The following is a 21,532-nucleotide window of genomic DNA, read 5'->3' as shown; positions in this document are numbered from 1 at the left end:
CCATTCTGAGCTGCTCGTTCTCCTTGCGAAGCCGGCGGATTTCTGCAGCCAGATCTGGGGTGCCCCCGCCTCTCTGCGCTCCTTGCGGGCTTTGTCGACCCAGTTCGACAGGGTTGCCTTCGAGATGCCAAGATCCTCAGCTACCTGCCTCACCGACAGGTTTCCACTCTCGACGAGTCTGACCGCGTCTTTTTTGAATTCGCCGTCAAATTGTCGACGAGTCATCTCTTTCCTAGTTTTCTGTTCTTCCGTTTCACCCATACCTATATTCTCCTCGTTCTAAGGGTGAACCGTGTCCCGTATCGTGAGTAGTTTCAAGAGACCCACGACATGTATCCCTCTTTATACCCAGAGCCAGCACATCTCACGAAAAAGCGTAGCTTCTTACCTAGAGCCATCTCCATCTCTTTACCCTAGGTCTTAGATGTATAGTTGGAACACCATTTGACTGAATCTCTAGTAGCTGAATGCAGCTAGGGCCAAAACTTAGCTTCACGTCGCTCCCTAAATGCATATAAAGCCTCTTTGGCGTCCTCGGAGGATGATGCGATAACCTGTGCCTGGGTCTCGCGCTCTAGTGCCTGCTCCATAGAGAGGTTGTAGGAGTCGTTTAAGAGGCGTTTTGTGAGCGACAACGCTAGAGGCGGCATATCCCTAAGCCTTATCGCCCAGTTAGCTGTGACCTGATCTATCTCAGAAGGTGAGACCACCTCTGTTACAAGACCCATAGAACACGCCTCTTTCGCCCCGATACGCTCAGCAAAGTACGCCAACTTCTTCGCCTTCTGCAGCCCTACAAGCCTCGGTAAGAGAAAGCTGCCACCAAAGTCGATGGTAAGCGCTCTCTTGGAGAAGATCTCCACAAAACTTGCACCCTCAGAGGCTATCACAAAGTCGCATCCAAAGGCCAGATTACAACCAGCGCCGGCTGCAACACCTTGTACCTTAGCGATAGTGGGCTTTGAAAGACCGTGCAACCGAAGCGCTACCTCGGAGATGCGTCTCATTCTAAGAAGTGGGTCCATTCTGACTCGTGCCTGATCACGAAGATCAGCCCCTGAACAAAAGGCCTCGCTTCCCCCTGTGATGACTAGCACTCTGGCATCTCCGGATTCAAACTTGACAAAGAGATCGTCAACCTGTTCCCACATCTCATGAGTAATTGCATTTTTTACCTCTGGGCGATTAAGTGTTAGCGTTGCCACGCCGTCTTGCTCTTTGTAAGCGATATTTTCCATGAAGGCAACTTAGCAAATCACAGGCGAGGTTTTACTTCGAGAGACAAGGAGAGGACGGTTCTATGACACATCACGCATCCATCTGCCGCAACCAAACTCTAAGCCAATAACTTTTTATTGATATGGATCCGATCTCTGACCACGTAGGACAACTCACAGACCCCCTCTCAGGACTGATCGCCGATGTCAGATTCGTCCATCCTTACAGGGCAAACAAGATCTACATCTGCCCATTATGCAACCAAGAGATTCTCCATGGTATCGGGCACTACGTTGTGGTTCCCTTTGAGGCACCTGATCTCCGCCGACACTGGCATCGGCAGTGTTGGCAGAGACGCACCCGATACCGTTAGCTCTGTCTTAGCGCCGTCTCTAGAGCCTGTACAAGATCCTGTTCAAGGAGATCCCAGGGTTCAATTCCAAATGACAGGCGCACAAGACCAGGGTGGGTGCCCTCCTCGCCCTTATGTATCGCTCGACGCTCCGCTAAAGACTCCACGCCTCCTAAGGAGGTCGCCTTATGAAATTGACGAAGTGCGTCTAGAAACCTCTCCGCTGTAGCTTCATCTTCGAAGACCACGCTTACAACACCACCACCTCCGGTCATCTGGCGCATCGCTAGCTCAAGGGTGGGACTGCTTGGATGGTAGGGGTAGTAGATCCTTGACGGGTCTAGATACTTAAAAAACACAAACAAAGAGCTATAGGCGTTCTTTGAGGCCCGGTCGACCCTTAGTTCCGCTGTCTTTAACCCCCTCAGTATTAGATACACATCCCATGCAGAAGGAATTGCACCAAGAAGTGACCTCCTGAGGCGAAATAGGGAGTCGAGCTCAGGGTCCTTCGTGACAACAGCTCCGCCCAGCACGTCGGAGTGTCCCGACAGTGCCTTTGTCAATGAATGAACAACCACGTCGGCACCTAGAGACAGTGGTCTTTGAAGAAACGGAGTAGCTAGTGTAGAGTCCACCACCGACATTAAGCCATGGTCCCTACAAACTCTAGATATCGCTGCGATGTCGTAGAGGTTGAGATGTGGATTAGAGGGAGACTCATAGAACAAGATATCTCCAGGAGAGGCGTCAGTGATAAAACATAAAGAGCTCAGTTGCTTTTGCGTCACCATATTTAGATGAAGTCTTCCAATGTCACTCAGGTACTGAGCTAGTCTTCTTGTGCCGTTGTAAGAGTCCTCGGCCAGAAAGAGAGTCTTCCTACCTTCAACTGCGGCAACGATGGATGAGATAGCACCCATACCGGAGGCAAATACAGTACACCTTCCCCCTTCTAGCCGTCCTACCTCCGCCTCTAAGTACTCCCAGGTAGGGTTAGTATCTCGGGCGTACACGCTACGCTGACCCCTAAAATACGTCGAGTTAAGCGAGATGTAAGGATTCGGACCGTAGAGATGACCGATCTCCGAATCAAAACCTTTAGACGTCTCTTTGTCTCGGTCAGCAGCCAAGGTCAACTCCTAGGTAACGAATCAGACGGATGCGATCTCTTCAACGTTTACATCTCTGAAAGTTATGACCCGAACCTTGTTCACCAAACGCTGCGGCCGATACATATCCCACACCCAGGCATCCTTCAAGGTCACCTCTACGTAGTCCAAACCCTTCTCAGACGTCTTTACCTCGAGCTCTACGGAGTTTGCTAAGTAAAAGCGTCGCTCGGTCTCCACCACGTACCTAAAGAGCGACAATACGGAACGATACTCCTTGTAGAGAGCGAGCTCTATCTCAGTCTCATACCGTTCGAGGTCTTCAGAACTCACGGGTTAGCTTTTCACTCAGGCGTGCTAGAGCCAAAGTACGACCAATAGGGTAAGGCGTCATCGCCACACTAGCGCTTCTCTTTTATCTTTGCCGCTTTTCCTACCCTGTCTCTCAGGTAGTATAGCTTTGCTCGCCGAACATCACCACGAGTCACGACTTCGATCTTGGAGATGATAGGGCTGTGCACAGGAAAGGTTCTCTCAACTCCCACTCCAAAGCTAACCTTTCTCACGGTGAAGGTCTCATGAAGTGAAGAGCCCTGGCGGCGTATGACAGCTCCTTGGAAGACCTGGATGCGCTCCTTATCACCTTCCACGACCCTTACGTGCACCTTAAGGGTGTCACCTGGGGCGAAGTCGGGTATGTCTGAACGTAACGAGTCTTGATCTACGATGTCAGTTGGGTGCATTTCAGTCCTCAGATGTGCTTGGTATCAAATCAACCTCTACAGAATAGCCGTTCTCCGCTAGAAACTGCACGTCCTCCTCGGACAGCACCTCGCGCTTCAAAAGATCGGGACGCCAACTTGCAGTCCGCAACAAAGAACTTCTTCGGCGCCATCTTTCGATCTCTTGGTGATTACCCCCCAACAAGACACCTGGAACCCTCATACCCCTAAACTCCGCTGGACGGGTGTACTGAGCGTACTCTAAGAGACCGTCTTCAAAGCTATCTTGCGCTGGTGAGTTTTCGTTACCAAGGACCTCAGGCAAGAGCCTTGAGACAGCCTCTAAAACACAGAGCGCCGCAAGCTCGCCACCGGCTAACACGTAGTCGCCGAGACTGATTCTCATATCCACTACCAACTCTTCGACCCTCGCATCGACCCCTTCGTATCGCCCGCAAAGTAAAGTAAAGCCCTCCAAAGACGCCAGCTCCCTTATTTTGCTCTGACTGAGCCGTTCCCCCCCTGGTGTAAGGAGCACAACTGGCCTGGCTACGTCGTTCGCCTCGATGGCTTCGACTATCGGCTCGCACTTCATGAGCATCCCGGGTCCACCTCCATAAGGAGCGTCGTCCACCGATCTATGCAAATCATGGGTGTAGTCTCTAGGGTCTATAAACGATAGCTCAAGAGCACCCACCTGTTGAGCCTTAGAGATCACCCCAAAACCACAGTAACTACGCAGCTGATCTGGAAAGATCGAGATGAAGCTAACCCTCATATCTCAAAGATCAAACAGACCCGCTGGGGTGTCTACGACAACTACCTTCTGTTGCTTATCAAAATCAGACACAAAAACCATCGGGACAAGCTTACCGTTGTCAAGGACCAACAGGTCCGAGGCTGGGTTCGCCTCAACCGATACCACAGAACCCCTCACGACACCTTCAAGGTCAATAACCTGAGCTCCGATGATCTCGTGAACCAATAGAGCGTCGTCTTCGTACTCACCAGCTTCACCAAGTAGCAACGCTCCTTGGACTTCTTCAGCGGCTTCACGACTGTCCACGCCTAGGAAGTGAACGAGTAGTCGATCCTTGTATGGACGACAAGAGACGATCTCGACCTCAAGTGTCCTCTCACCTTTTTTAGCCTCAAGCCTCACTCCGGCCCTGAAACGACCTTCAACGTTTGAGATCGCCTTGACTAACACATCACCGTTCAAGGAGTGTGGCTTTGAAATCCACCCAACCTCCAAGCGATCAGGCACGAAGTCTACCCACAGTCATCTGTGACTAAGATGGACGGCGTTTTGGTCTGCCGCCTTGTCCGTAAGGTCTACGTTGTCCCGGTCTCGAAGGTCCGCGTCTTCCGTCGGAGAACTCTACGTGGGTCTCAAGATCGTTCTTTGCACCTGCCACCTGCACCAAAGCTCTAACAGCGTTCGCTATGCGGCCGCCTTTTCCAATAACCTTGCCTAGATCGGAGCCGGGAACCTGCAGGGTAAGACGTACTGACTCTCCCCTCATTGAGCGCCGAATCGTAAAGTCATCTTCTCTAAGGAGCAAGGAGGTGGCTAAGAACCTAAGCAGACTCTCTGCGCCGTCAGCTCTTGATGTATCCACGTTCCCGTTGGGATCTGCGAGCTCTTCGCCGCCCTCTCCGCTCACCTCGTTCTCTAGGTTATCCACGCTCAGCCTTAGCCTTTTTGAACTCATCAAGAGCACCTGAGATCTGAAGGAGCTTCTCCACCCTCTCAGAGGGCTTAGCGCCGTTCAAGAGCCACTTCACAGCCTTTTCGTTGTCGATGCTGACCTCTGATGGTTCCGAACGAGGAGCATAGTGACCTATGATCTCAATGAACTTACCGTCTCTGGGGGAGGTAGAGTCGGAGGCAACAACCCTGTAGTAGGGCTGTCTTTTCTTGCCAAATCTTGTTAGACGCAGTCTTACTGCCAATTGAACTCCTTGTTCGCGGGAAGATCCCCTTCCCAAAGTACTAAGTAACCGATGGTCATATTAGCAGGTCTCAGCGACGGTTCTTCCGTCCCTTCTTTGACGGTCTGGGCTTTGGCCGCCTCTTCGTTGCCGAGGCGGGACCGATACCCATAGACCTCATCATCTTCTGCATCTCCTTGAACTGTTTGATGAGAGCAGAGACGTTTGCAGATGTAGTTCCAGAGCCAGCTGCAATTCGAGCTCGACGGCTTGCATCTATGATCGAAGGGTCCGAGCGCTCCTTCTTCGTCATTGAGGAGATCATCGCCTCGATCTTGCCCAGCTCTGCATCGTCGATCTCTACATCTCTCAGTTCCTTTGGCACACCAGGGAGCATCGAGAGCATGCCTTTGAGAGATCCCATCTTTTTGACCTGACGGAGCTGCTGGAGGAAGTCCTCGAGATCAAACTTACCCTCCATAAGCTTCTTGGCACCACGTTCAGCTACCTCTTCGTCCATGGTTCGCTCAGCCTGTTCTATGAGGGTAAGAACATCACCCATGCCCAAGATCCGAGAGGCCATCCTATCTGGATGAAAAGGCCCAAAGTTGTCGAGCTTCTCCCCGTCAGATGCAAAGGCGATAGGTTTTCCGACCACCTCTTTGACCGACAGAGCTGCACCGCCCCTTGCATCTCCGTCTAGTTTGGACAGAACGATGGCATCAAGCTCAAGGACGTCGTTGAACGCCTTGGCAGTGTTTACGGAGTCCTGTCCCATCATTGCATCTATCACCAAGAAGGTGTACTTCGGTCTTACCTCCCTTGAGATAGCCGCTATCTCATCCATAAGTTCGGCGTCTACGGTGAGGCGCCCAGCTGTGTCGATGATCACGACATCTCGACCTATTCGTCTCGCCTCAGCGACTCCCGCCTTCGCCACCTCGATCGGAGAGGTCCACTCAGAGAACATTGGTACCTGGATCTGGGAGGCAAGAGTCTTTAGCTGCTCTACCGCCGCTGGCCTTTGTAGGTCGGCCCCGACCAACATAGGAGATCTTCCTTGAGCCTTGAAGTATCTGGCCAGCTTGGCCGACGTGGTGGTCTTTCCAGATCCTTGGAGACCCGCCATCAATATAACTGTTGGGGGTTTTGACTCATAGGTGATACGAAATGTCTCGCCACCTAATACATTGATAAGCTCGTCGTTGACCGCCTTTACTACCTGCTGTCCGGGGGTAAGCGACCTAGATGCCATCGCACCCACCGCAGCCTCACGTATTCTGTCCGTGATCGCTCTTACCACCAACAAATTGACGTCGGCCTCCAGGAGGGCGTTTCTGATCTCTCGCAGAGCCAGCTCAACATCGGCTTCGGAGAGACGCGCCTTTCCTCTAATCTTGGAGAGAGCGTCTTCTAAACGCCCACCTAGTGACTCAAACACCTAAAGCGACTCCTTAATCTAACGCTTAAAAACCAGACCAAAGTTGGCTACTGGGACACCTCGCCTGTTATCTCATAAACAAAGGCTTTCGGGTCGAAGGGCACGAGGTCTAAAATACCCTCACCTAATCCCACAAACTTGATCGGGATATGAAGTTTATCCTCAATGGCAAAGGCCACGCCACCTTTGGCAGTGCCGTCAAGCTTAGTAAGTATTACTCCAGTAACCGAGGCAGCTTCGGCGAAACCCTGCGCCTGTAAAAGCCCGTTTTGCCCCGTCGTTGCGTCCAGTACCAGCAAGACCTCTGTGACGGTTCCAGAAGCCTTCTCTGCGACGCGTCGTATCTTTTTTAGCTCGTCCATCAGGTTTTGCCTGTTTTGCAGACGACCTGCGGTGTCTGCAAGCACAAAGTCTGCTCCCACCGCAGCTCCATGAGATATAGCGTCAAAGACCACCGATGCTGGGTCCGCACCAGATGCACCCTTTACAACCTGGACGTCTGAGCGCTGAGCCCACATCTCGAGCTGCTCTGCAGCCGCAGCCCTAAAGGTGTCCCCTGCTGCTACTACAACCTTCTTACCTTCAGAGGACAGTAGTGCGGCCAACTTCCCGATCGATGTCGTCTTGCCTACCCCATTTACTCCGACGAAAAGGACCACCGAGGGAGGCGCATCACCTAGGTTGAGGTCTCTGTTACTGTGGTCAAGACGCTCTATCATCTCTTCCCTTAGCATCTCAAGCGCAGCGTCTGTGGCGGTGACACCTTCTTTGTAGACTTTGTTCCTCACCGACTCCACCAGATCCACCGAGAGGTCTAAACCTAAATCAGAGAGGATCAGCGCCTCCTCAAGTTCTACCCAGAACTCCTCCCCAAGGGCCCGTTTCGCCCTCATCCGCGCTAGGGCAGAGCCAAGTAAAGACCGTGACTTTGGAAGTGATCCATCTAGACCTCTAGAGATCACAGGCTCTTTCGAGCCGGCTTCTTCTCCCTCAAGTGACGGGGCACCCGCTGGACTTTTTAGGGCTGGTTTCGTCTCTGTCTCTGTACCAACCTCCATGGCCTTGGGCTTTTTAGAGCGAAGGACGAAGAAGGCGCTTCCCCCTACGACGACAAGCACCACCACAACTACAGCAAGGACAATACTCATATGAGATTCATAGTAGGCACAAAAAAGCGTATTTGCGCAACTTGTTGCGACATAACGACCGATGCATATCGTTACATAAGTACTACCATCGAAGAGCCGCAAGACCTAGGGGTCGTAGCTAGATGTGGGGGATGTTCGCTACTTAGCCCAGGATACGACCGTCGGATAACTCTACATATCTATCACAGAGGAACATTGATCTAAAGATCTCTGAGTGTGAGATCGCAACCATAGTTGCCCCCAAGAACAGATCGTTTATGAGCCCGACAATAATCTTTTCGTTCTCGCCGTCTAGGTTTGCCGTAGGTTCATCCAATAAGACGGTCTTTGCTCCCCTTAGAAGCACCCTGGCAATCGACAGACGTTGCATCTCTCCGCTTGAGAGAGAGTTCTGGCGCATAGATATTTTAGAACCTAACGACCCACCCCTGCTTAGGTACCATGAAAGTAACCCCACTTGATCGATCACTTCCATAAGCTCCGCGTCTGTAGCCTTAGGGGAAGCGATGCGCAGGTTTGCCTCGATCGACGCTTCAAATACGTAGGGCTCGGGCCCGAGGTAGCTTATGTGTCGGGCGATCTCCTCTTCGCTTAGCTCGGAGGTGGGTACACCGTCGATAGTGATCTCGCCTCGGTTGGGAAGCCATCCACCCATAATCAGGGAGGCTAACGTCGACTTCCCGCTTCCACTTGGACCAGTTACCAACAGATGCTCCCCTCGTGGGACGATGAAAGATACACCTTTTAAGACGGGTTTTTCCGATGAAGGATACGAGAAGGTCACATCTGTCAAAGTGATCTCCACAGGGCCATGTCCGGGAAGTTCACTTGGATTACGGTCCAAGCTGCGTTTTTTGAAAGAAAGCATCGAATTCAACCTGTCCTTTGACACCTTGAAGGTCGCTACCTTTGAAAGCTCTACAGCCACCGTCAAGAGGCCCTCGAAAACCCCTAGTAACAAAAAGGGCACAACTGCGACGTAGACAGAGCCCAACCGATGCGACGCCACCTCTTTGACCCCCAAATAAAGAGTTGCCGAGACCGTAAGTACCAGCGCCACAGCCTCAATCAACGCCACGACGCCAGAGAACATACCGATTGAAACCTGAGTCTGTGCGAATCTACGGGTATCAGCTCTGAGGCGGTCTAGTAGGAAGTCGTCTGAACCAAGAAGCCGCCTCTCAGAAAAGGTATCAGAGACCGACGAAGCGCTCCTATATGCGCTTGCACGTACTGACTGGTTTGATCTAGATGACCGTGTCGCAATGACGTAGCCCAAAAGAGGTATCGAGACGGCCATGACCACTGCGCCCAAGGCTGTTACAACTCCAAAACTCACCGAAAAAGACGTCGCCACAGCGATGGCCACCACCAAGGAGACTCCGCTGGCCACAAGGGGTTCAAGGACCCTCAACAAAAACGCCTGAGTCTCCTCCACATCTCCGTTTAGGGAGGCAGTCAGTTCTGCAAAGACCCCAGGGAAAAGACGGTGCGGCACCACGTTTGCTAGGGCTCTAAAAAGCTCGACCCTAACTCGTGCTGCATACTCAAGCACCAAGGAGTGTCCCACAAGCCGCTCCCCATAGAGCGACGCCCCACGGGCGACGGCAAAAAACCTGACCGAGCCGATCGCCACGCCAAGAGTCAATATTCCGGGCTTGAGCGCAGACTTTGCTAACAGGTATGCGGAGAAGGCAAACAAAATACCGGGAGAGAGGTATGCAAGGGCACCTGAACTCAGATAACCTAGCACAGACCATCTCTTTTCCCTAAATAGTTCAGACCCTAGCTTCGTAAGTGACATTTTCCCTCGCTAAAGACCACAACCTGATCACACTCAGAGGCAACGTGAGGAGAGTGCGTCACCACTACGGTTACAGATTCCTTCGTGGCTTCTCTTAGCACCCTTACCACCTCTGCCTCAACCTTTGGGTCTAGATGCGAGGTGGGTTCATCTAATAGAACAAGACTCCTTCGGGAAAGAATCACCCGTGCCAACGCCAGGCGCTGTCGCTCTCCTGAGGAGAAGTTCACTCCCGAGGGAAGCACCCTGTCCAAAAGACGGAACTTCATATAACTAAGTTCAACCAGTTCAAGCGCCTCATGGATCTCTTTCTCTGAGCAGTCGCCCCTATACAAAGAGAGGTTTTCCCTCAATGTTCCATCGAAGAACCCGGGACGGGAAGGAAGATAGGCTATCTCCTGCAGAATATTGTGCAAATCACCGTCGCTACCGGCTAGTCTCAGCCGTCCATGGAAGGGTATCTCCCCCGTTATCGCCCGCAAGAACGAGGTTTTGCCACTCCCGCTTGCACCTGTAACTCCGAGCCACTCCCCTATTTCTAGGCTTGTTGTTAGATCCACGTATATCGATCTCTCGGGGACTTCAAATCCAAAGGAGTCAAAGACTAAGTAAGGGATTGCGACCCGACCAACCAAGGGGTCCAATTTATCTAGACAGGCTTGGCTCGACCCTTTCCCGAAAAAAGTTAGTGAGTTGTTCGGATCGTGGGAGTCGATTCGGTCTAGCACCGCTACCGCGTCCTGGGAGGCATGAAACTGAAGCGCTGCGGTTCTAATTGGAAGAAAGATCTCAGGGGTTACAAAAAGTACCGCTGCTCCAGCACCTAGAGATAGCCCTCCATCGTTTAGGCGAATGCCGATTGAGACAGCCACGATTGCCACCACGATCGATACCAAGGTATCTAGAGCAACACCAGAAGCAAAGGCTATCTGAAGCACCGACAGGGTAGTCTTCTTCAGCTCTGACGCCGACCTTGATATGGACTTTACCTGAAGTTCCGCCTTGTTGAAGGAGTTGAGCACCCCCACACCCCTCAGAGTATCTAGGTACAAAGCGTTCAGAGATACCGTTGCCTCTAACTTCTGTGCAGCCTTATCCTTTGTGGCTTGTCCGATCACAATCATCAACACCGGTAGGACTGCCAGTCCTACCAAGATCTCCACGAAGTACAACACCCCGTGGAAAAAGACAAAGAGGATGAGTAGTGGGGTTACCGTAAAAGATGCGGTCAAGGAGGGAACTAGACGTTGCACGTAGGTAACTACGTAAGTGAGTCCGTCGGTACTTAGAAAGCCAAGCTCAGACTCTGAGATATCTGAGTCTTTCGCTGAAGATAAAAGGCGACTCCGAAACCGCTCTGCAACGTATGCCCCGTAGCGCAGTGAGGCCACGTCAGCTGCCTTTACAATCAAGAGACGCAGGCCAAAAAACAGAGCAAACAACCAAGTTGCCTGGAGAGCTGTGGCTATCTTGTGATCTATGACAACATCTTGGAAGACCTCGCCGATCTGAAGGGCGCTTAGGACCAAGAACGCCGCCTGCAGCGCCTCAAGTAACGCAACCGCTACAAAGGCCGCCTTAGCTCGCCCACCTTGCAAGATTCGCATGTCTAGCGGAGGAGAAGTCTTTTCCGCCTTGATGTCTCCTCCGCCTTGCATATAAGTTACGAATCTACTACTAGATCTATCTTTATAGGTGCGAGGTCTGCGTCACATCCGTTACGCCGCTTCTCGGTGGAAGCGAGATTCTCTTTCTAAACACCCAGTAAGTCCACGCTTGATAGGCCAGTACAAAAGGCGTGAAGATAAGAGCCACGATCGTCATTATGTGTAGGGTATAAGGCTGCGACGCCGCCTTGGCTATCGAAAGAGAGAAAGCCTGCGAGGTCGACGACATCATAACATCGGGATAAAGGGTCATAAAGATCGTAGCAGTGATAGCCAGTATTGCGACTCCCGTGAAGAGAAATGCCCATCCAAACAGCCTCTCTCGAGCCAACCACGACACAGATGCCACGATCAAGAACGCCGATACAGGTATTAATCCCGGCACGTCACCCGAGTGTCCGTCACCTCTAGCGACCAGATAGGTCACGGCTAAGAACGCCAACAACACCGTAGTCGTAATCGGCGCTATCCGCCTTATACGATCAACCACTTTCTCTTTTAGATCCCCCGTAAGCTTCAATGAAAGAAAAAGAGCCCCATGCAACAAAAAGACCATCGTAGTGGTAAGACCTGCAAGTAGGGCATATGGTTGAAGCAGATCAAGGACATTACCCGTAAAGACACCCTGGGCGTTTAGGGGTATTCCCTTGATAAGGTCCCCAAAGGCAACTCCCCAGATAAACGATGGAACTAAAGACCCAAAAAATATCACTCGATCCCAGTTACGTTTCCAGTTCTTGGAGTTGCCTTTACCTCTGTACTCAAAGGCAACACCGCGCCCTATCAGCGCCAGAAGTATTACGAACAAAGGGAGGTAGAAGCTCGAAAACATCGTCGAGTACCAAAGTGGGAAAGCGGCAAAGGTAGCCCCGCCAGCGACTATGAGCCAGACCTCATTACCGTCCCAAGTTGGTCCGATGGAGTTGATCAGAGCCCTACGCTCTACGTCCGAACGTGCAACCACGGGAAGAAGCATACCTACACCAAAATCAAATCCCTCGAGGAAGAAGTATCCCGCCCACAGGACCCCTATAAGGATAAACCAGAACAACTGAAGACCGCTTGCGTGCATCTCTTAGCTCCTTTCTAGTAGACCAAAGAGCCGAGCTCTTCATCTTCCATCTCGTCATCGTGGTGCAAAGAGAGACCCTTATCGCCCTCTCCTATCACCTGAATCTCTTTCTTGGCGTACTTGAGCATCAACGATATGTCAACGGTCGCAAGCAATCCATACAAAGCGGTAAAGCCCACTAAGGTAATGCCCACCTCAAAGGCAGAGAGGTTGGAGACGGCCTGCGAGGTCTTGAGCAGTCCATAGACCACCCACGGCTGCCTGCCCGTCTCCTGGAAGATCCAACCGGTAGTATTAGCGATAAATGGTAGTGGAACCATCGCCATCGCTGCCCATCTAAACCACTTAGAGTCATCGAGTCTCTTCTTGCGAAGTAGGTACATTCCCCAGGCTCCAAAGGCAAGTATGACTGCTCCTATACCAGCCATGATCCTAAAGGACCAGTAGTCGAGCCATACGATGGGCACGTAGTTACCCTTCCCGTACTCTCTTTCATACTTCGCCTGTAGCTGATTTATCCCCTGGACCGTACCGTTCCACTTATCCGTAGCTAGTAGCGATAAGACATGAGGAAGGCCGATCTGAAATATAACCTTGTCGTGCAGGTTACCGATTGTAAGAAGAGACTCCGAGGCACCCCGTTCAGTGTTGTAAAGTGCCTCTCCAGCAGCCATCTTCATGGGCTGGTCTTGGACCATAACCTGGCCTTGGACGTGTCCGTCTAGAGCCATCGCCAGGGAAGAGACAAAGAGTACTATTAAAGCGACTCTCGCTCCAAGAGCAAAGATATCTTTTGTCGCCTTCCTCTTCATCTGATAAAAGGAGATGCCCAGCATAAGAGCGGCCGCTGTCATCGCAGCTGCGAGAAGCGTATGGAACAAAGTCACCAAGAACAGCGAGTTGGTTAGAATCGCCCAAAAGTTCGTCATAACAGCCTGATGAGTAGCCTTATCGATACTGTAACCAACAGGATGTTGCATCCAGGAGTTAGCCGCCAAGATAAAGGAGGCAGATAGAACTGTGCCGAAAGACGCCATCCAGATCGAAAAGAGATGTACCCTCTCTGAGACCCTGCCTTTGCCGAAGATCCAGATGCCAAGGAAGGTCGACTCCATAAAAAAGGCCAAGAGTCCTTCGATCGCCAGGGGGGGACCAAAGATGTTCCCAACGAATGCAGAGTACTGTGACCAGTTCATACCGAACTGAAACTCCTGGACTATTCCGGTGACCACACCTATGGCAAAGTTAATAAGAAACAGCTTTCCAAAGAAACTTACAAGGCGGTCGTACCTCTCGTCATGCGTCTTATAGTAAGCACTTTGAAGGATCGCTACTAACACCGACAACCCTATCGTCACCGGCACGAATAGAAAATGATAGATCGTCGTTGTTGCAAACTGCCACCTTGATAGCAGGAGGGTCAAGTTACCTAAGATCGGATGCATCTTCTACGCTCCATTCCAACTCTTTTTTATCAATCATAAGAAGAGCTAACGATACCCTCCTGGGTATCTGAGTCGTAGTTCACACTTTGATCCAATAATTTTCTCAGAGAGTACTTGGCTTAAAGTCACGAGAGGTTTACTTACAAGGACCTAACTAAGCACTTCGTTACTGCATACAACGACTGCGGGACTTGTGAGCTAGAGAATAAGACTTTGGTTGTCCTAGACCAATTCACTCTCGTAGCGAGAGACCTCTTCCCTTATGATCTGCGAGCTTCCCTTCTGGGTGGAAGACACCCCAACGAGGACGTCTGCCGTCTCCATGGTGCGCTTTTGATGGGTAACGACTATTATCTGCACTCGACTTCGAAACTCTTTTAGAAGTTCTATGAAACTAGTTAGATTTCTGTCGTCTAACGCAGCCTCTACCTCGTCTAAGACTACAAAAGGGGTCGGTTTTGTCTCAAAAATCGAGAACAAAAACGCCAACCCTACCAAAGACCGTTCGCCGCCAGAGAGTAGCGACAGTCTGGTCACCTTCTTGCCTGGAATCTCGATGTCGAAGTCAACCTGCGCCTCTAGTACGTCCTTGTCTGTCTCAAGACGTAAAGAACCTTTGCCCCCGGGGAACAGCTTTTCAAATAGACGAGTGAAGTTCCGCTGTATCTGGGAGAACGTGTCAGCAAATGAGATACGCATCTCGTCATCTATGGCGCTTAGAAGACTGCGCATCTCTCTCCGAGACGCTCTCACATCCGATGAGTTAGCTTCAACCTCTTTTAGCTCAGCTCTCAAAGCCTCAAGCTCCAAGGCTGCGTAAGCATTGACGGGGCCGATCTCCGAGAGGCGTCGCTCCACCGACTCCAGTTCATCTTTTGCTAAAGTTGGAGCCACACCTTCCACCGGCCTTGCACTTAGAACCTGAGCCATAGAGGCTCCTAGATACCTCGAGAAAGACTCCTCTTTTAGCCTCATGGTCAAAGACACCTTGGAGATCTCCTCATCAAGAGAGCGAGACTCCTCTCTCGTGCTCTGCAGCTGAGCCTCAAGACTCTGACGTGTACTTTCTAGGGTAGCCCTTTCCTTTGCGCGTCGAGATATCGCCTCTCTAATAAGACCAAGTCTAGATCGGACTTCATCCCCTAGTTCTAGTAGTTCCATGAGGAAATGCTCTAAAGCATTGCGGTAAGTCCTCGCCTCTTTAAGCCGATTATCCAAAAAGGTTCTCTCCTTCTTAGAAGCCGCCATAGCATCCTCGTAAAGCCTTGTCTCTTCGGACAGATCTGCCTCTATCTGTCTGAGCATCTTGACGTAAGATTCAACCTCAACTGCCTTTAGCCTTATCTCATTTTTGAGAGTCTCAAGCGCCCGCTGTCGCGCCTCAAACTCGCGTCTTTGTAAGCGGGCATCACTTAGGGAAGCCTCCTTATGAGCAAGAGCTCTAAGCGTCTCGGTCAGGTCTCTTTCTTTTTCAGTGAGATCCTCTTCGCTCAAGGTGAGACCTGCACCTTCAAGCTGAAGGGTAAGTCTCTCCTTGTCTTTCTCTATCAGCTGAAATCTGTCCTCAACTACCTGGAGCTTTCTGTGATGAGCAGTCTGAGTCTCAACAAGCCGCTCGATCTCAACAACCATGGATCGGTGCTCCCTAAGTGTCGAAGTTAGCCTTGTGTCCACCCTGGCGATCTTCTCTTGGAGCTCCTTGTATCTTTGATCCCACTCTTTACGGCGCTTTTGGAGGTGTAACGTTCTAAGTTCTATAGCTCTGTCCCCCCGAATCGAAACCTCTGTACGCCCAAGTGAAAAGACGTGCCCTTGTCTTGTGACGAAGCGAGCATGGGGACGTTCGGCGAGGAGCGACGCAGCCTCTTGATCATCATCAACCATGAAGACATCTTCAAGTAGGGCCATGAGCGCCTCTTTAGAGACCCCTGTTTCTTTGGCTTCGACGTTGGACACAAGGAGCTTTTTAGGCCTGTTTCCAACAAAAGCGTCAGAACTTCGCTTCGATGATATCCCTTCAAGAAACCCTTCAGTTACGATGACGCCCGAGCTGCCCGCTTCACACAGCGCCAGATAGCCTGCTCTTAGGTCTTGTTCCGAGGAGACAACGAAAGCCCTTCCGAGATCGCCGAGAGCTGCTTCGAGAGCGAACTCATATCCCTCAGGCACCTGGTAAAGATCGAGCAAAGTCACAAAGTCAACCTGAAGCGCAGCTCTTGACTGCCTTCCTCCCTGAAACGTTCTAAGTGCAGAAAGCTCAGCGTCTATTGAAGATAGCTCTTCTTTGACGCCTTGGGCGAGTTGCCTTAGCGAAGACAGCTCGTCCTCCAGGGCATCGGCGTCCAGCTTTAAAGTCTCTGCGTCTTGGCGCTTCACCGACACTTTGGTCTGGGTCTCAAGTATCGACCGCCGCAGGGACTCCGAGTCGGCCGAGAGTTCCCGCATCTTTTTAGCCAACTCCTCCAACGCTTGGTGTCGCTGCTTTTGATCGTTCTTCTCCTGCACAAGTCGTCTTTTGAGTCCCTCGAGGTCTGATCGCTTTTCATGGACAGAGGCCCTTAGCAGATCAACCTCTCGCTCGTAGGTCTCGAGCTGCTCTCGAGGTGGCTCTACAACTGACTCAACCCTATCTTTCAGCCTCTGCTCCTTGTCTACAAGCTCCTTTCCTTCAGCCGCAACCTTTGCCTCAAGCTCCGCCTTGGATTTACGAAGCCTTTGTATGCGACTTAGATCAAGTTCTGCGTTAAGTTGTAGGACTCTACCTTCGATAGAGCGAATCCTCTCTCTCAAAACAGAGCTCTTCCCCTTTATCTCAGATTCAAGACTCTGGATCTCTCCGTCTAGCGCCTCAAGCTGCGCAAGCGCCGCAGATTCATCAACTCTTTTGAGCTCAGAGAGATCTCGAGCACTCTTCGCCAAAGCCTCACTTGTCTCAACCGCCTTTACTTCTAGGGCAGCTTTAGCCGATTTGAGTGTGGTCTCTGTGATGCTTAGTTCTTTCATCTCCATAGAGGCGATCCATAGAGATAGTGACCTCTTCCTACCTATTAGCTCATCGCGCATTCTCGCTAACTCATACTGTTTCTCAAGCGGCTTTATCTTGCGCTTTAGGTCGCGCTCCATCTTTGAGATATCCTCAAGATCGCCATCTACTTCGACAAGACGCTTTAGGGCTTGGTCTCTACGCCTTTTGTGGCGCGTTATACCAGCAGCCTCCTCTATTATCACCCTAAGATCGTCGGCTTTGGCGTTTACAATGTCATCCACCTCGCCCTGTGAGATAATAAGGTGCTGGCTCTTTCCCACCCCCACCTCACCAAGGAGATCCACTAGGTCACTTAGTCGACAGGCGACCTCGTTTAGCTTGTAACTGCTCTCGCCGGAGCGGTACAGGCTTCGAGAGATTGAAACCTCACTAAGAGGGACAGAGAGAGACTCATCTGAGTTGTCAAAGGTGACCGAGACCTCTGCCCGACCTAGCGGAGGCCGTTTGGAGGAACCGGCAAAGATTACATCCTCCATCTTAGATGACCTAAGCTGCTTAGGTCCTTGAGCTCCTAACACCCAGGCTAGAGCATCTACGACGTTGGACTTGCCCGAACCGTTCGGTCCAACTATCACAGTTAGCCCCGGGGAGAACTTTACCTTTGCTGTGTCAGCAAAAGACTTGAACCCCCTAATCGAAAGATACTTCAGATACATAGCCTCATCTTCACAAGTTTCTTAGCCCATCCCACTTTGACCGACTAAGAGTAGTCCCATCGGTCAGCTCCCTGCTGGCAGATCGAACAGAAGCTTGAGTACCTGCCAGCTATCAAGACGCGGTCGATATCCTCTCCACATACCATACACGCCTTGGAGTAACGGCCATAGACTAAATGCTCACTCTGGTAGCTACCAGGGCGCCCAGATAGATCCATGTAGCTCTTGTCTTTAAGTGACGACCCACGAAGAACAACCGCCTTGTTGACAACCTCAACCACTGCCTCAGCCACTCGCTCAATACCTCTTTTGTCCAAGGCTGAGACTGGGAAAGAAGGAGAGACTCTGGAGCGAAATAAGACCTCGTCGCTGTAGATGTTGCCGAGTCCTGCTATCACCTTTTGATCGAGGAGGACCGCTTTAATTGCCCTAGAGGATCGCACAGCTACCTCCCCCAACGCACCTGCTACGTTATGGGGATAGAGGTAAGGGTCTATGCCAAGCCTTTTGCTTAGAGTCATTGGCCTACCCAAGTCGTCAAGTCCTGTCTCCAAAAACACCTCTCCGAAGGTTCTCGGATCCCAGAGATATAAATCCTCTTCCGAGAACCTGACATGCATTTTGGTGTGATCCCTGCCATTTGGCATCTCTGGAAGCTGAAGGACAAATCTTCCCGACATTCCAAGATGGACCACCAGATAGCTGATCTCACCTATCTGGGAGCCTGATAACTCCAAAATTAGGTACTTACCGTATCTCTTAGCATCACTTAGTTGCCTGCCAAGGAGCTCAGGACCGACCTCCTCTAAATTAGTCTTGTTACGCCTGATGGTTCTTTCACCCAAGATTTTGAGCATCTCGAGGCGCAGTCCAATAAATCTGAGAGCGAGATCACTTCTTATCGTCTCAACCTCAGGCAGCTCAGGCACCTCGCAAACCTGGCCTATAACTCTTGGTGAGGGACTGAACCGCCACCTTGGCTGCCGCCTGCTGGGCCTCTTTCTTGCTCTTACCCAAACCCTCTCCTAAAGTCTCATCCCCCAGCAAGACCAGCGAGGTAAAGGTTCGGTCGTGATCCGGCCCTGACCAGCTGTCTCTATAGGTCAGGGTCGATTGAGGCGTGGAAGCTGCCACCAGTTCCTGGAGCCTTGACTTGTAGTCTCCTAACACGTCATCTGGCACACTTTGGTCGATCAGATCACTAAGTACCTTTACGACAAACTCCTCCGACTGTTCCGGACCAACCGATAGGTAAAGGGCACCTACGGTTGCTTCAAAACAGTCGGCAAGCATCGAAGGTGTTGGGGTCTTCAGATCTGCCATGTCAGCCGATGAGAACCTTAGCCTCTCACCAAGGCCAAGACTATCTGCAACTAGAGCAAGTGAATGGGTGTTTACAACGGCAGCTCTCACCTTTGTCATACGACCCTCAGGGAGCTCGGGATATCTCCTAAATAGGTGGGAGGTCACTGCGAGCTGCACGACTGCGTCTCCCAGAAACTCTAGACGTTCGTTAGAGTCACCGTCACTAGTTGCAGCAGAGCGATGCGTCATGGCTTGATCGAAGAGTCTTGTTCTTAGAAAACCCCTTGGAACAAGGCCATTGAGGTTAGCTCTTTTCCCACTTGCACTCATAGTTCTCACCGATTGATGCGTCGCCTCGCAGTCTTCAACACTCAGCTCCAAGAAAACCTAAGCCTCACTACAAAGCCGACGAGCTGACAATTCATGAAGGGCTTCCAACCCTAAAACAGGTATTTGACTCCTCATAAGAGCACTTAGCCACCGCTCTGTAGGGGTCTTACGGTTGAAGATTCCAAGGTAAGACCTTTACCTCATCACGGTCTAAGCGAGATGAATGGGCTCATAGAGAGATCAGCTTCCCAACTTCTCGACTACGTAGTCCACAGCATCTCTCATGGTCTTTAGATCTTCCAACTCATCGTCTTCAATTCTAAAGGTCGTGTCACCCTTAGAGAACTCGTCCTCTATCGCCTCTACAAGCTCGATCAGAGCAAGTGAGTCTGCGTTCAGATCCTCACTAAAGGAAGAGCCTTCGCTTATCTTGGAGGGGTCGATCTCCAAGATGTCCGCCAAGTGCCCTCTAATAGTCTCAAATATCTCCTGACGGGTCAGCTCCGACACATCTGTCTCCTTTGTTCTATGAACCACTAAGGGCAGTCCTGATCGCTTCGATCAGCCCGAGCTGCGCAATCTTATCTGCCTCTACAATTGCGTTAAAGATCGCCTCTGCACCAGAGGAACCGTGTCCGATAAGACACAGGCCGTCCACACCCAACAAAGCAGCTCCCCCATAGGTATCCGCAGATAACTCAGTTATAAGTGGTGTCAGTCTGGGCATCGCCTTTGTCAAGAGGTCATCGGCATCGTCCGTTGGCGAAAGCGCACCAAGGGCTGCCTTGGCGAAGGCACGCATACCACCTTCTAGTGTCTTTAGAACCACGTTTCCCGTAAAGCCGTCGGTAACTACCACGTCGACATCACCCGCCATAATGTCTCTGCCTTCGCAGTTACCGATGAAGTTGATCCTTCCTTCCTTGGACAAAAGCTCGTAGGTCTCCTTTACCAACGAGTTGCCTTTCCCCGCCTCCTCACCGATGGAAAGGACTGCAACTCTGGGGTTTTCAATCTGAAATCTAAGGCCCGAGTAGATCGAACCCATAACTGCGAACTGCACTAACCATTCGGGGGTACAGTCCGCGTTTGCGCCAGAGTCCAACAAAATTGTCGGTGCGAAGTGGCCCGGACGTGGGATCGTGGTTGCGATGGCTGGTCTGGAGACCTTTGAGATCCGGCCCATCTTAAACAAAGAACTCGCCATAGCCGCACCGGTATTACCAGCAGAGAACAAAGCGGAGGCTCTGCCGTCACGGACCGCTTCAGCGCAACGCACTATGGACGAGTCTTTCTTCCTTCTCACTGCGTAGGCGGCGTCTTCGTCCATCTCTACCACCTCGGCAGCCTCTAAAACCGTGACATTGTCTAGTCCATCCACCATACTTACGGCTTCAGAGGTACCGACCGCTAGTATTGGTATGTGACTCTCCTTTGACACCCGCTCGAGTCCTTCGGCTATTGCAGCTGGTGCATGATCTCCTCCCATGAGATCAACGGCAATGGGTTTCACTGTGCTGTACCTTTACTCCACCTCGACGGCTTGACGCCCCTTGTAGTACCCACAGGTAGGACAGACATAGTGAGGTCTCTTTATCCCTCCGCAGTACGGGCAGGTGCTTGATGAAGCGACGTCTAGCCGCCACGCACTAGCCTTGCGGCTCGCCGACTTCGCCTTGGAGGTCTTCTTCTTAGGAACAGCCATTTAACGTTTCTCCAGAGTTACGTGACTTACGGTAAAGTACAAGGAAATAACTCTAGCCGGAGTTTCACTTGAAGCCTCCCTACAAAGAGCTAAGTTTGCCCCATCTGGGATCAATCTCATCCTTCGAACAGCTACAGGCTTCTTCGTTCAGGTTCTGGCCACAGTTAACACACAGCCCTTTGCAGCTCTTAGAGCAAAGGGGTACTACTGGGAGCTCTAGGACCACAAAGTCCTTTACTAGTTCACTAAGGTCCAAGATATCACCGGACAAGTGGTAGGTATCTTCCTCCCCTTGCCCCTCCTCCTCAAACAACTCAACCACATCCACCTCAATAGGACCCTCAGCCTGCTCAAGGCATCGAACGCAGGAACCCTGCCAAGTTGTCTTGATTGTAGCCGTTACCAAAAGTCCCTGGTGAACCGGCTCTACTACACCTGTAATAGTGACAGGCTCACCCTCTGGAACCTTTGAGAAGCTGACAAAGGCGTCTTTTATCCGCCCCTCAAGTTCAAAGTGCAGAGGTTCAGATGAATCACGTAAAAGCTTTGTAACACCTATGGCAAAGGGTTTCAT

General features: G+C 51.4%; 23 protein-coding genes. 1 reads left to right on the top strand and 22 read right to left on the bottom strand.

Annotation, left to right across the window (positions count from 1 at the left end; all coding sequences use genetic code 11):
- Both BUA24_RS12945 and BUA24_RS07460 read right to left on the bottom strand, forming a co-directional pair.
- Nucleotides 1-225, bottom strand: a 225-nt coding sequence (locus BUA24_RS12945) for a transposase (RefSeq protein WP_245790354.1), incomplete at its 3' end; no start/stop codon positions are given.
- 248 nt (nt 226-473) lie between these two features.
- Nucleotides 474-1,238 carry an enoyl-CoA hydratase/isomerase family protein gene (locus BUA24_RS07460; protein ID WP_072790754.1) on the bottom strand — a complete coding sequence of 255 codons (765 nt, stop codon included), beginning with the start codon at nt 1,236-1,238 and terminating at the stop codon, nt 474-476.
- Between the two features lie 122 nt (nt 1,239-1,360).
- Between BUA24_RS07460 and BUA24_RS12800 the strand changes: the two genes are divergently transcribed.
- Nucleotides 1,361-1,591 (top strand): hypothetical protein, encoded by a 231-nt coding sequence (locus BUA24_RS12800; protein WP_072790751.1) that lies wholly within the window; start codon nt 1,361-1,363, stop codon nt 1,589-1,591.
- Here BUA24_RS12800 and BUA24_RS07450 read toward each other — a convergent pair.
- The 20 genes from BUA24_RS07450 to BUA24_RS07355 form a co-directional block, all read right to left on the bottom strand.
- The gene (locus tag BUA24_RS07450; RefSeq protein WP_072790748.1) at nt 1,588-2,703 is read right to left on the bottom strand and encodes a trans-sulfuration enzyme family protein; all 1,116 of its coding nucleotides are present in this window, start codon (nt 2,701-2,703) and stop codon (nt 1,588-1,590) included. The two genes, BUA24_RS12800 and BUA24_RS07450, sit on opposite strands and share 4 nt — an antisense overlap.
- Before the next feature lie 21 nt (nt 2,704-2,724).
- Nucleotides 2,725-3,015 carry a DUF2469 family protein gene (locus BUA24_RS07445; RefSeq protein ID WP_072790745.1) on the bottom strand — a complete coding sequence of 97 codons (291 nt, stop codon included), beginning with the start codon at nt 3,013-3,015 and terminating at the stop codon, nt 2,725-2,727.
- A 68-nt stretch (nt 3,016-3,083) separates the two neighbouring features.
- On the bottom strand, nt 3,084-3,425 hold the full coding sequence (rplS, locus tag BUA24_RS07440; protein ID WP_072790742.1) for a 50S ribosomal protein L19: 342 nt from the start codon (nt 3,423-3,425) through the stop codon (nt 3,084-3,086).
- Between the two features lies 1 nt (nt 3,426).
- Entirely contained in the window at nt 3,427-4,182 is a 756-nt protein-coding gene (gene trmD / locus BUA24_RS07435) for a tRNA (guanosine(37)-N1)-methyltransferase TrmD (protein WP_072790738.1), read from the bottom strand.
- A 3-nt stretch (nt 4,183-4,185) separates the two neighbouring features.
- Nucleotides 4,186-4,671 carry a ribosome maturation factor RimM gene (rimM, locus tag BUA24_RS07430; RefSeq protein WP_072790736.1) on the bottom strand — a complete coding sequence of 162 codons (486 nt, stop codon included), beginning with the start codon at nt 4,669-4,671 and terminating at the stop codon, nt 4,186-4,188.
- 25 nt (nt 4,672-4,696) lie between these two features.
- Nucleotides 4,697-5,119 (bottom strand): KH domain-containing protein, encoded by a 423-nt coding sequence (locus BUA24_RS07425; RefSeq protein ID WP_084660308.1) that lies wholly within the window; start codon nt 5,117-5,119, stop codon nt 4,697-4,699.
- Nucleotides 5,085-5,360: a 30S ribosomal protein S16 gene (gene rpsP, locus BUA24_RS07420; protein WP_072790730.1), complete on the bottom strand. Its 276-nt coding sequence runs from the start codon at nt 5,358-5,360 to the stop codon at nt 5,085-5,087. Before rpsP ends, BUA24_RS07425 begins: the two co-directional genes overlap by 35 nt.
- Nucleotides 5,361-5,430: 70 nt before the next feature.
- Nucleotides 5,431-6,780, bottom strand: a complete 1,350-nt coding sequence (gene ffh / locus BUA24_RS07415) for a signal recognition particle protein (protein ID WP_072790727.1) — start codon at nt 6,778-6,780, stop codon at nt 5,431-5,433.
- A gap of 47 nt (nt 6,781-6,827) precedes the next feature.
- Entirely contained in the window at nt 6,828-7,928 is a 1,101-nt protein-coding gene (gene ftsY / locus BUA24_RS07410; protein ID WP_072790725.1) for a signal recognition particle-docking protein FtsY, read from the bottom strand.
- Nucleotides 7,929-8,070: 142 nt separating this feature from the next.
- On the bottom strand, nt 8,071-9,732 hold the full coding sequence (gene cydC, locus BUA24_RS07405) for a thiol reductant ABC exporter subunit CydC (protein ID WP_072790722.1): 1,662 nt from the start codon (nt 9,730-9,732) through the stop codon (nt 8,071-8,073).
- Complete coding sequence (locus tag BUA24_RS07400) at nt 9,714-11,390, bottom strand: ATP-binding cassette domain-containing protein (RefSeq protein ID WP_072790719.1); 1,677 nt, start codon at nt 11,388-11,390, stop codon at nt 9,714-9,716. Before BUA24_RS07400 ends, cydC begins: the two co-directional genes overlap by 19 nt.
- Before the next feature lie 31 nt (nt 11,391-11,421).
- Nucleotides 11,422-12,471 (bottom strand): cytochrome d ubiquinol oxidase subunit II, encoded by a 1,050-nt coding sequence (gene cydB, locus BUA24_RS07395; RefSeq protein ID WP_072790715.1) that lies wholly within the window; start codon nt 12,469-12,471, stop codon nt 11,422-11,424.
- A 14-nt stretch (nt 12,472-12,485) separates the two neighbouring features.
- Nucleotides 12,486-13,916, bottom strand: coding sequence for a cytochrome ubiquinol oxidase subunit I (locus BUA24_RS07390; RefSeq protein ID WP_072790712.1), 1,431 nt, complete (start codon nt 13,914-13,916; stop codon nt 12,486-12,488).
- 222 nt (nt 13,917-14,138) lie between these two features.
- Nucleotides 14,139-17,618: a chromosome segregation protein SMC gene (gene smc, locus BUA24_RS07385; protein ID WP_072790709.1), complete on the bottom strand. Its 3,480-nt coding sequence runs from the start codon at nt 17,616-17,618 to the stop codon at nt 14,139-14,141.
- 44 nt (nt 17,619-17,662) lie between these two features.
- Nucleotides 17,663-18,547: a bifunctional DNA-formamidopyrimidine glycosylase/DNA-(apurinic or apyrimidinic site) lyase gene (gene mutM / locus BUA24_RS07380; protein ID WP_072790706.1), complete on the bottom strand. Its 885-nt coding sequence runs from the start codon at nt 18,545-18,547 to the stop codon at nt 17,663-17,665.
- A complete protein-coding gene (gene rnc, locus BUA24_RS07375) occupies nt 18,540-19,253 on the bottom strand; it encodes a ribonuclease III (protein ID WP_072790763.1) in 714 nt (237 codons plus the stop codon). Before rnc ends, mutM begins: the two co-directional genes overlap by 8 nt.
- 240 nt (nt 19,254-19,493) lie before the next feature.
- Complete coding sequence (locus tag BUA24_RS07370) at nt 19,494-19,763, bottom strand: acyl carrier protein (protein WP_084660305.1); 270 nt, start codon at nt 19,761-19,763, stop codon at nt 19,494-19,496.
- Between the two features lie 16 nt (nt 19,764-19,779).
- Nucleotides 19,780-20,766, bottom strand: coding sequence for a phosphate acyltransferase PlsX (gene plsX, locus BUA24_RS07365; protein ID WP_218587437.1), 987 nt, complete (start codon nt 20,764-20,766; stop codon nt 19,780-19,782).
- A 12-nt stretch (nt 20,767-20,778) separates the two neighbouring features.
- Entirely contained in the window at nt 20,779-20,958 is a 180-nt protein-coding gene (gene rpmF, locus BUA24_RS07360) for a 50S ribosomal protein L32 (RefSeq protein ID WP_072790704.1), read from the bottom strand.
- 79 nt (nt 20,959-21,037) lie between these two features.
- Nucleotides 21,038-21,532 (bottom strand): YceD family protein, encoded by a 495-nt coding sequence (locus BUA24_RS07355; RefSeq protein WP_072790701.1) that lies wholly within the window; start codon nt 21,530-21,532, stop codon nt 21,038-21,040.

It is taken from the genome of Ferrithrix thermotolerans DSM 19514, assembly GCF_900128965.1.
Lineage (GTDB): Bacteria > Actinomycetota > Acidimicrobiia > Acidimicrobiales > Acidimicrobiaceae > Ferrithrix > Ferrithrix thermotolerans.
Note: the sequence above shows the minus strand (reverse complement) of the source record. Positions and strands in the feature narration are given on the sequence as shown.

Coding starts and splice junctions, on each gene's coding strand:
- cydB (WP_072790715.1), bottom strand. CDS start 12,471: ATGCACGCAAGCGGTCTTCAGTTGTTCTGGTTTATCCTTATAGGGGTC.
- ftsY (WP_072790725.1), bottom strand. CDS start 7,928: ATGAGTATTGTCCTTGCTGTAGTTGTGGTGGTGCTTGTCGTCGTAGGG.
- BUA24_RS07400 (WP_072790719.1), bottom strand. CDS start 11,390: ATGCAAGGCGGAGGAGACATCAAGGCGGAAAAGACTTCTCCTCCGCTA.
- cydC (WP_072790722.1), bottom strand. CDS start 9,732: ATGTCACTTACGAAGCTAGGGTCTGAACTATTTAGGGAAAAGAGATGG.
- BUA24_RS07425 (WP_084660308.1), bottom strand. CDS start 5,119: ATGAGTTCAAAAAGGCTAAGGCTGAGCGTGGATAACCTAGAGAACGAG.
- BUA24_RS07390 (WP_072790712.1), bottom strand. CDS start 13,916: ATGCATCCGATCTTAGGTAACTTGACCCTCCTGCTATCAAGGTGGCAG.
- trmD (WP_072790738.1), bottom strand. CDS start 4,182: ATGAGGGTTAGCTTCATCTCGATCTTTCCAGATCAGCTGCGTAGTTAC.
- smc (WP_072790709.1), bottom strand. CDS start 17,618: ATGTATCTGAAGTATCTTTCGATTAGGGGGTTCAAGTCTTTTGCTGAC.
- BUA24_RS07355 (WP_072790701.1), bottom strand. CDS start 21,532: ATGAAACCCTTTGCCATAGGTGTTACAAAGCTTTTACGTGATTCATCT.
- rplS (WP_072790742.1), bottom strand. CDS start 3,425: ATGCACCCAACTGACATCGTAGATCAAGACTCGTTACGTTCAGACATA.
- BUA24_RS12800 (WP_072790751.1), top strand. CDS start 1,361: ATGGATCCGATCTCTGACCACGTAGGACAACTCACAGACCCCCTCTCA.
- rnc (WP_072790763.1), bottom strand. CDS start 19,253: ATGAGTGCAAGTGGGAAAAGAGCTAACCTCAATGGCCTTGTTCCAAGG.
- BUA24_RS07460 (WP_072790754.1), bottom strand. CDS start 1,238: ATGGAAAATATCGCTTACAAAGAGCAAGACGGCGTGGCAACGCTAACA.
- rpmF (WP_072790704.1), bottom strand. CDS start 20,958: ATGGCTGTTCCTAAGAAGAAGACCTCCAAGGCGAAGTCGGCGAGCCGC.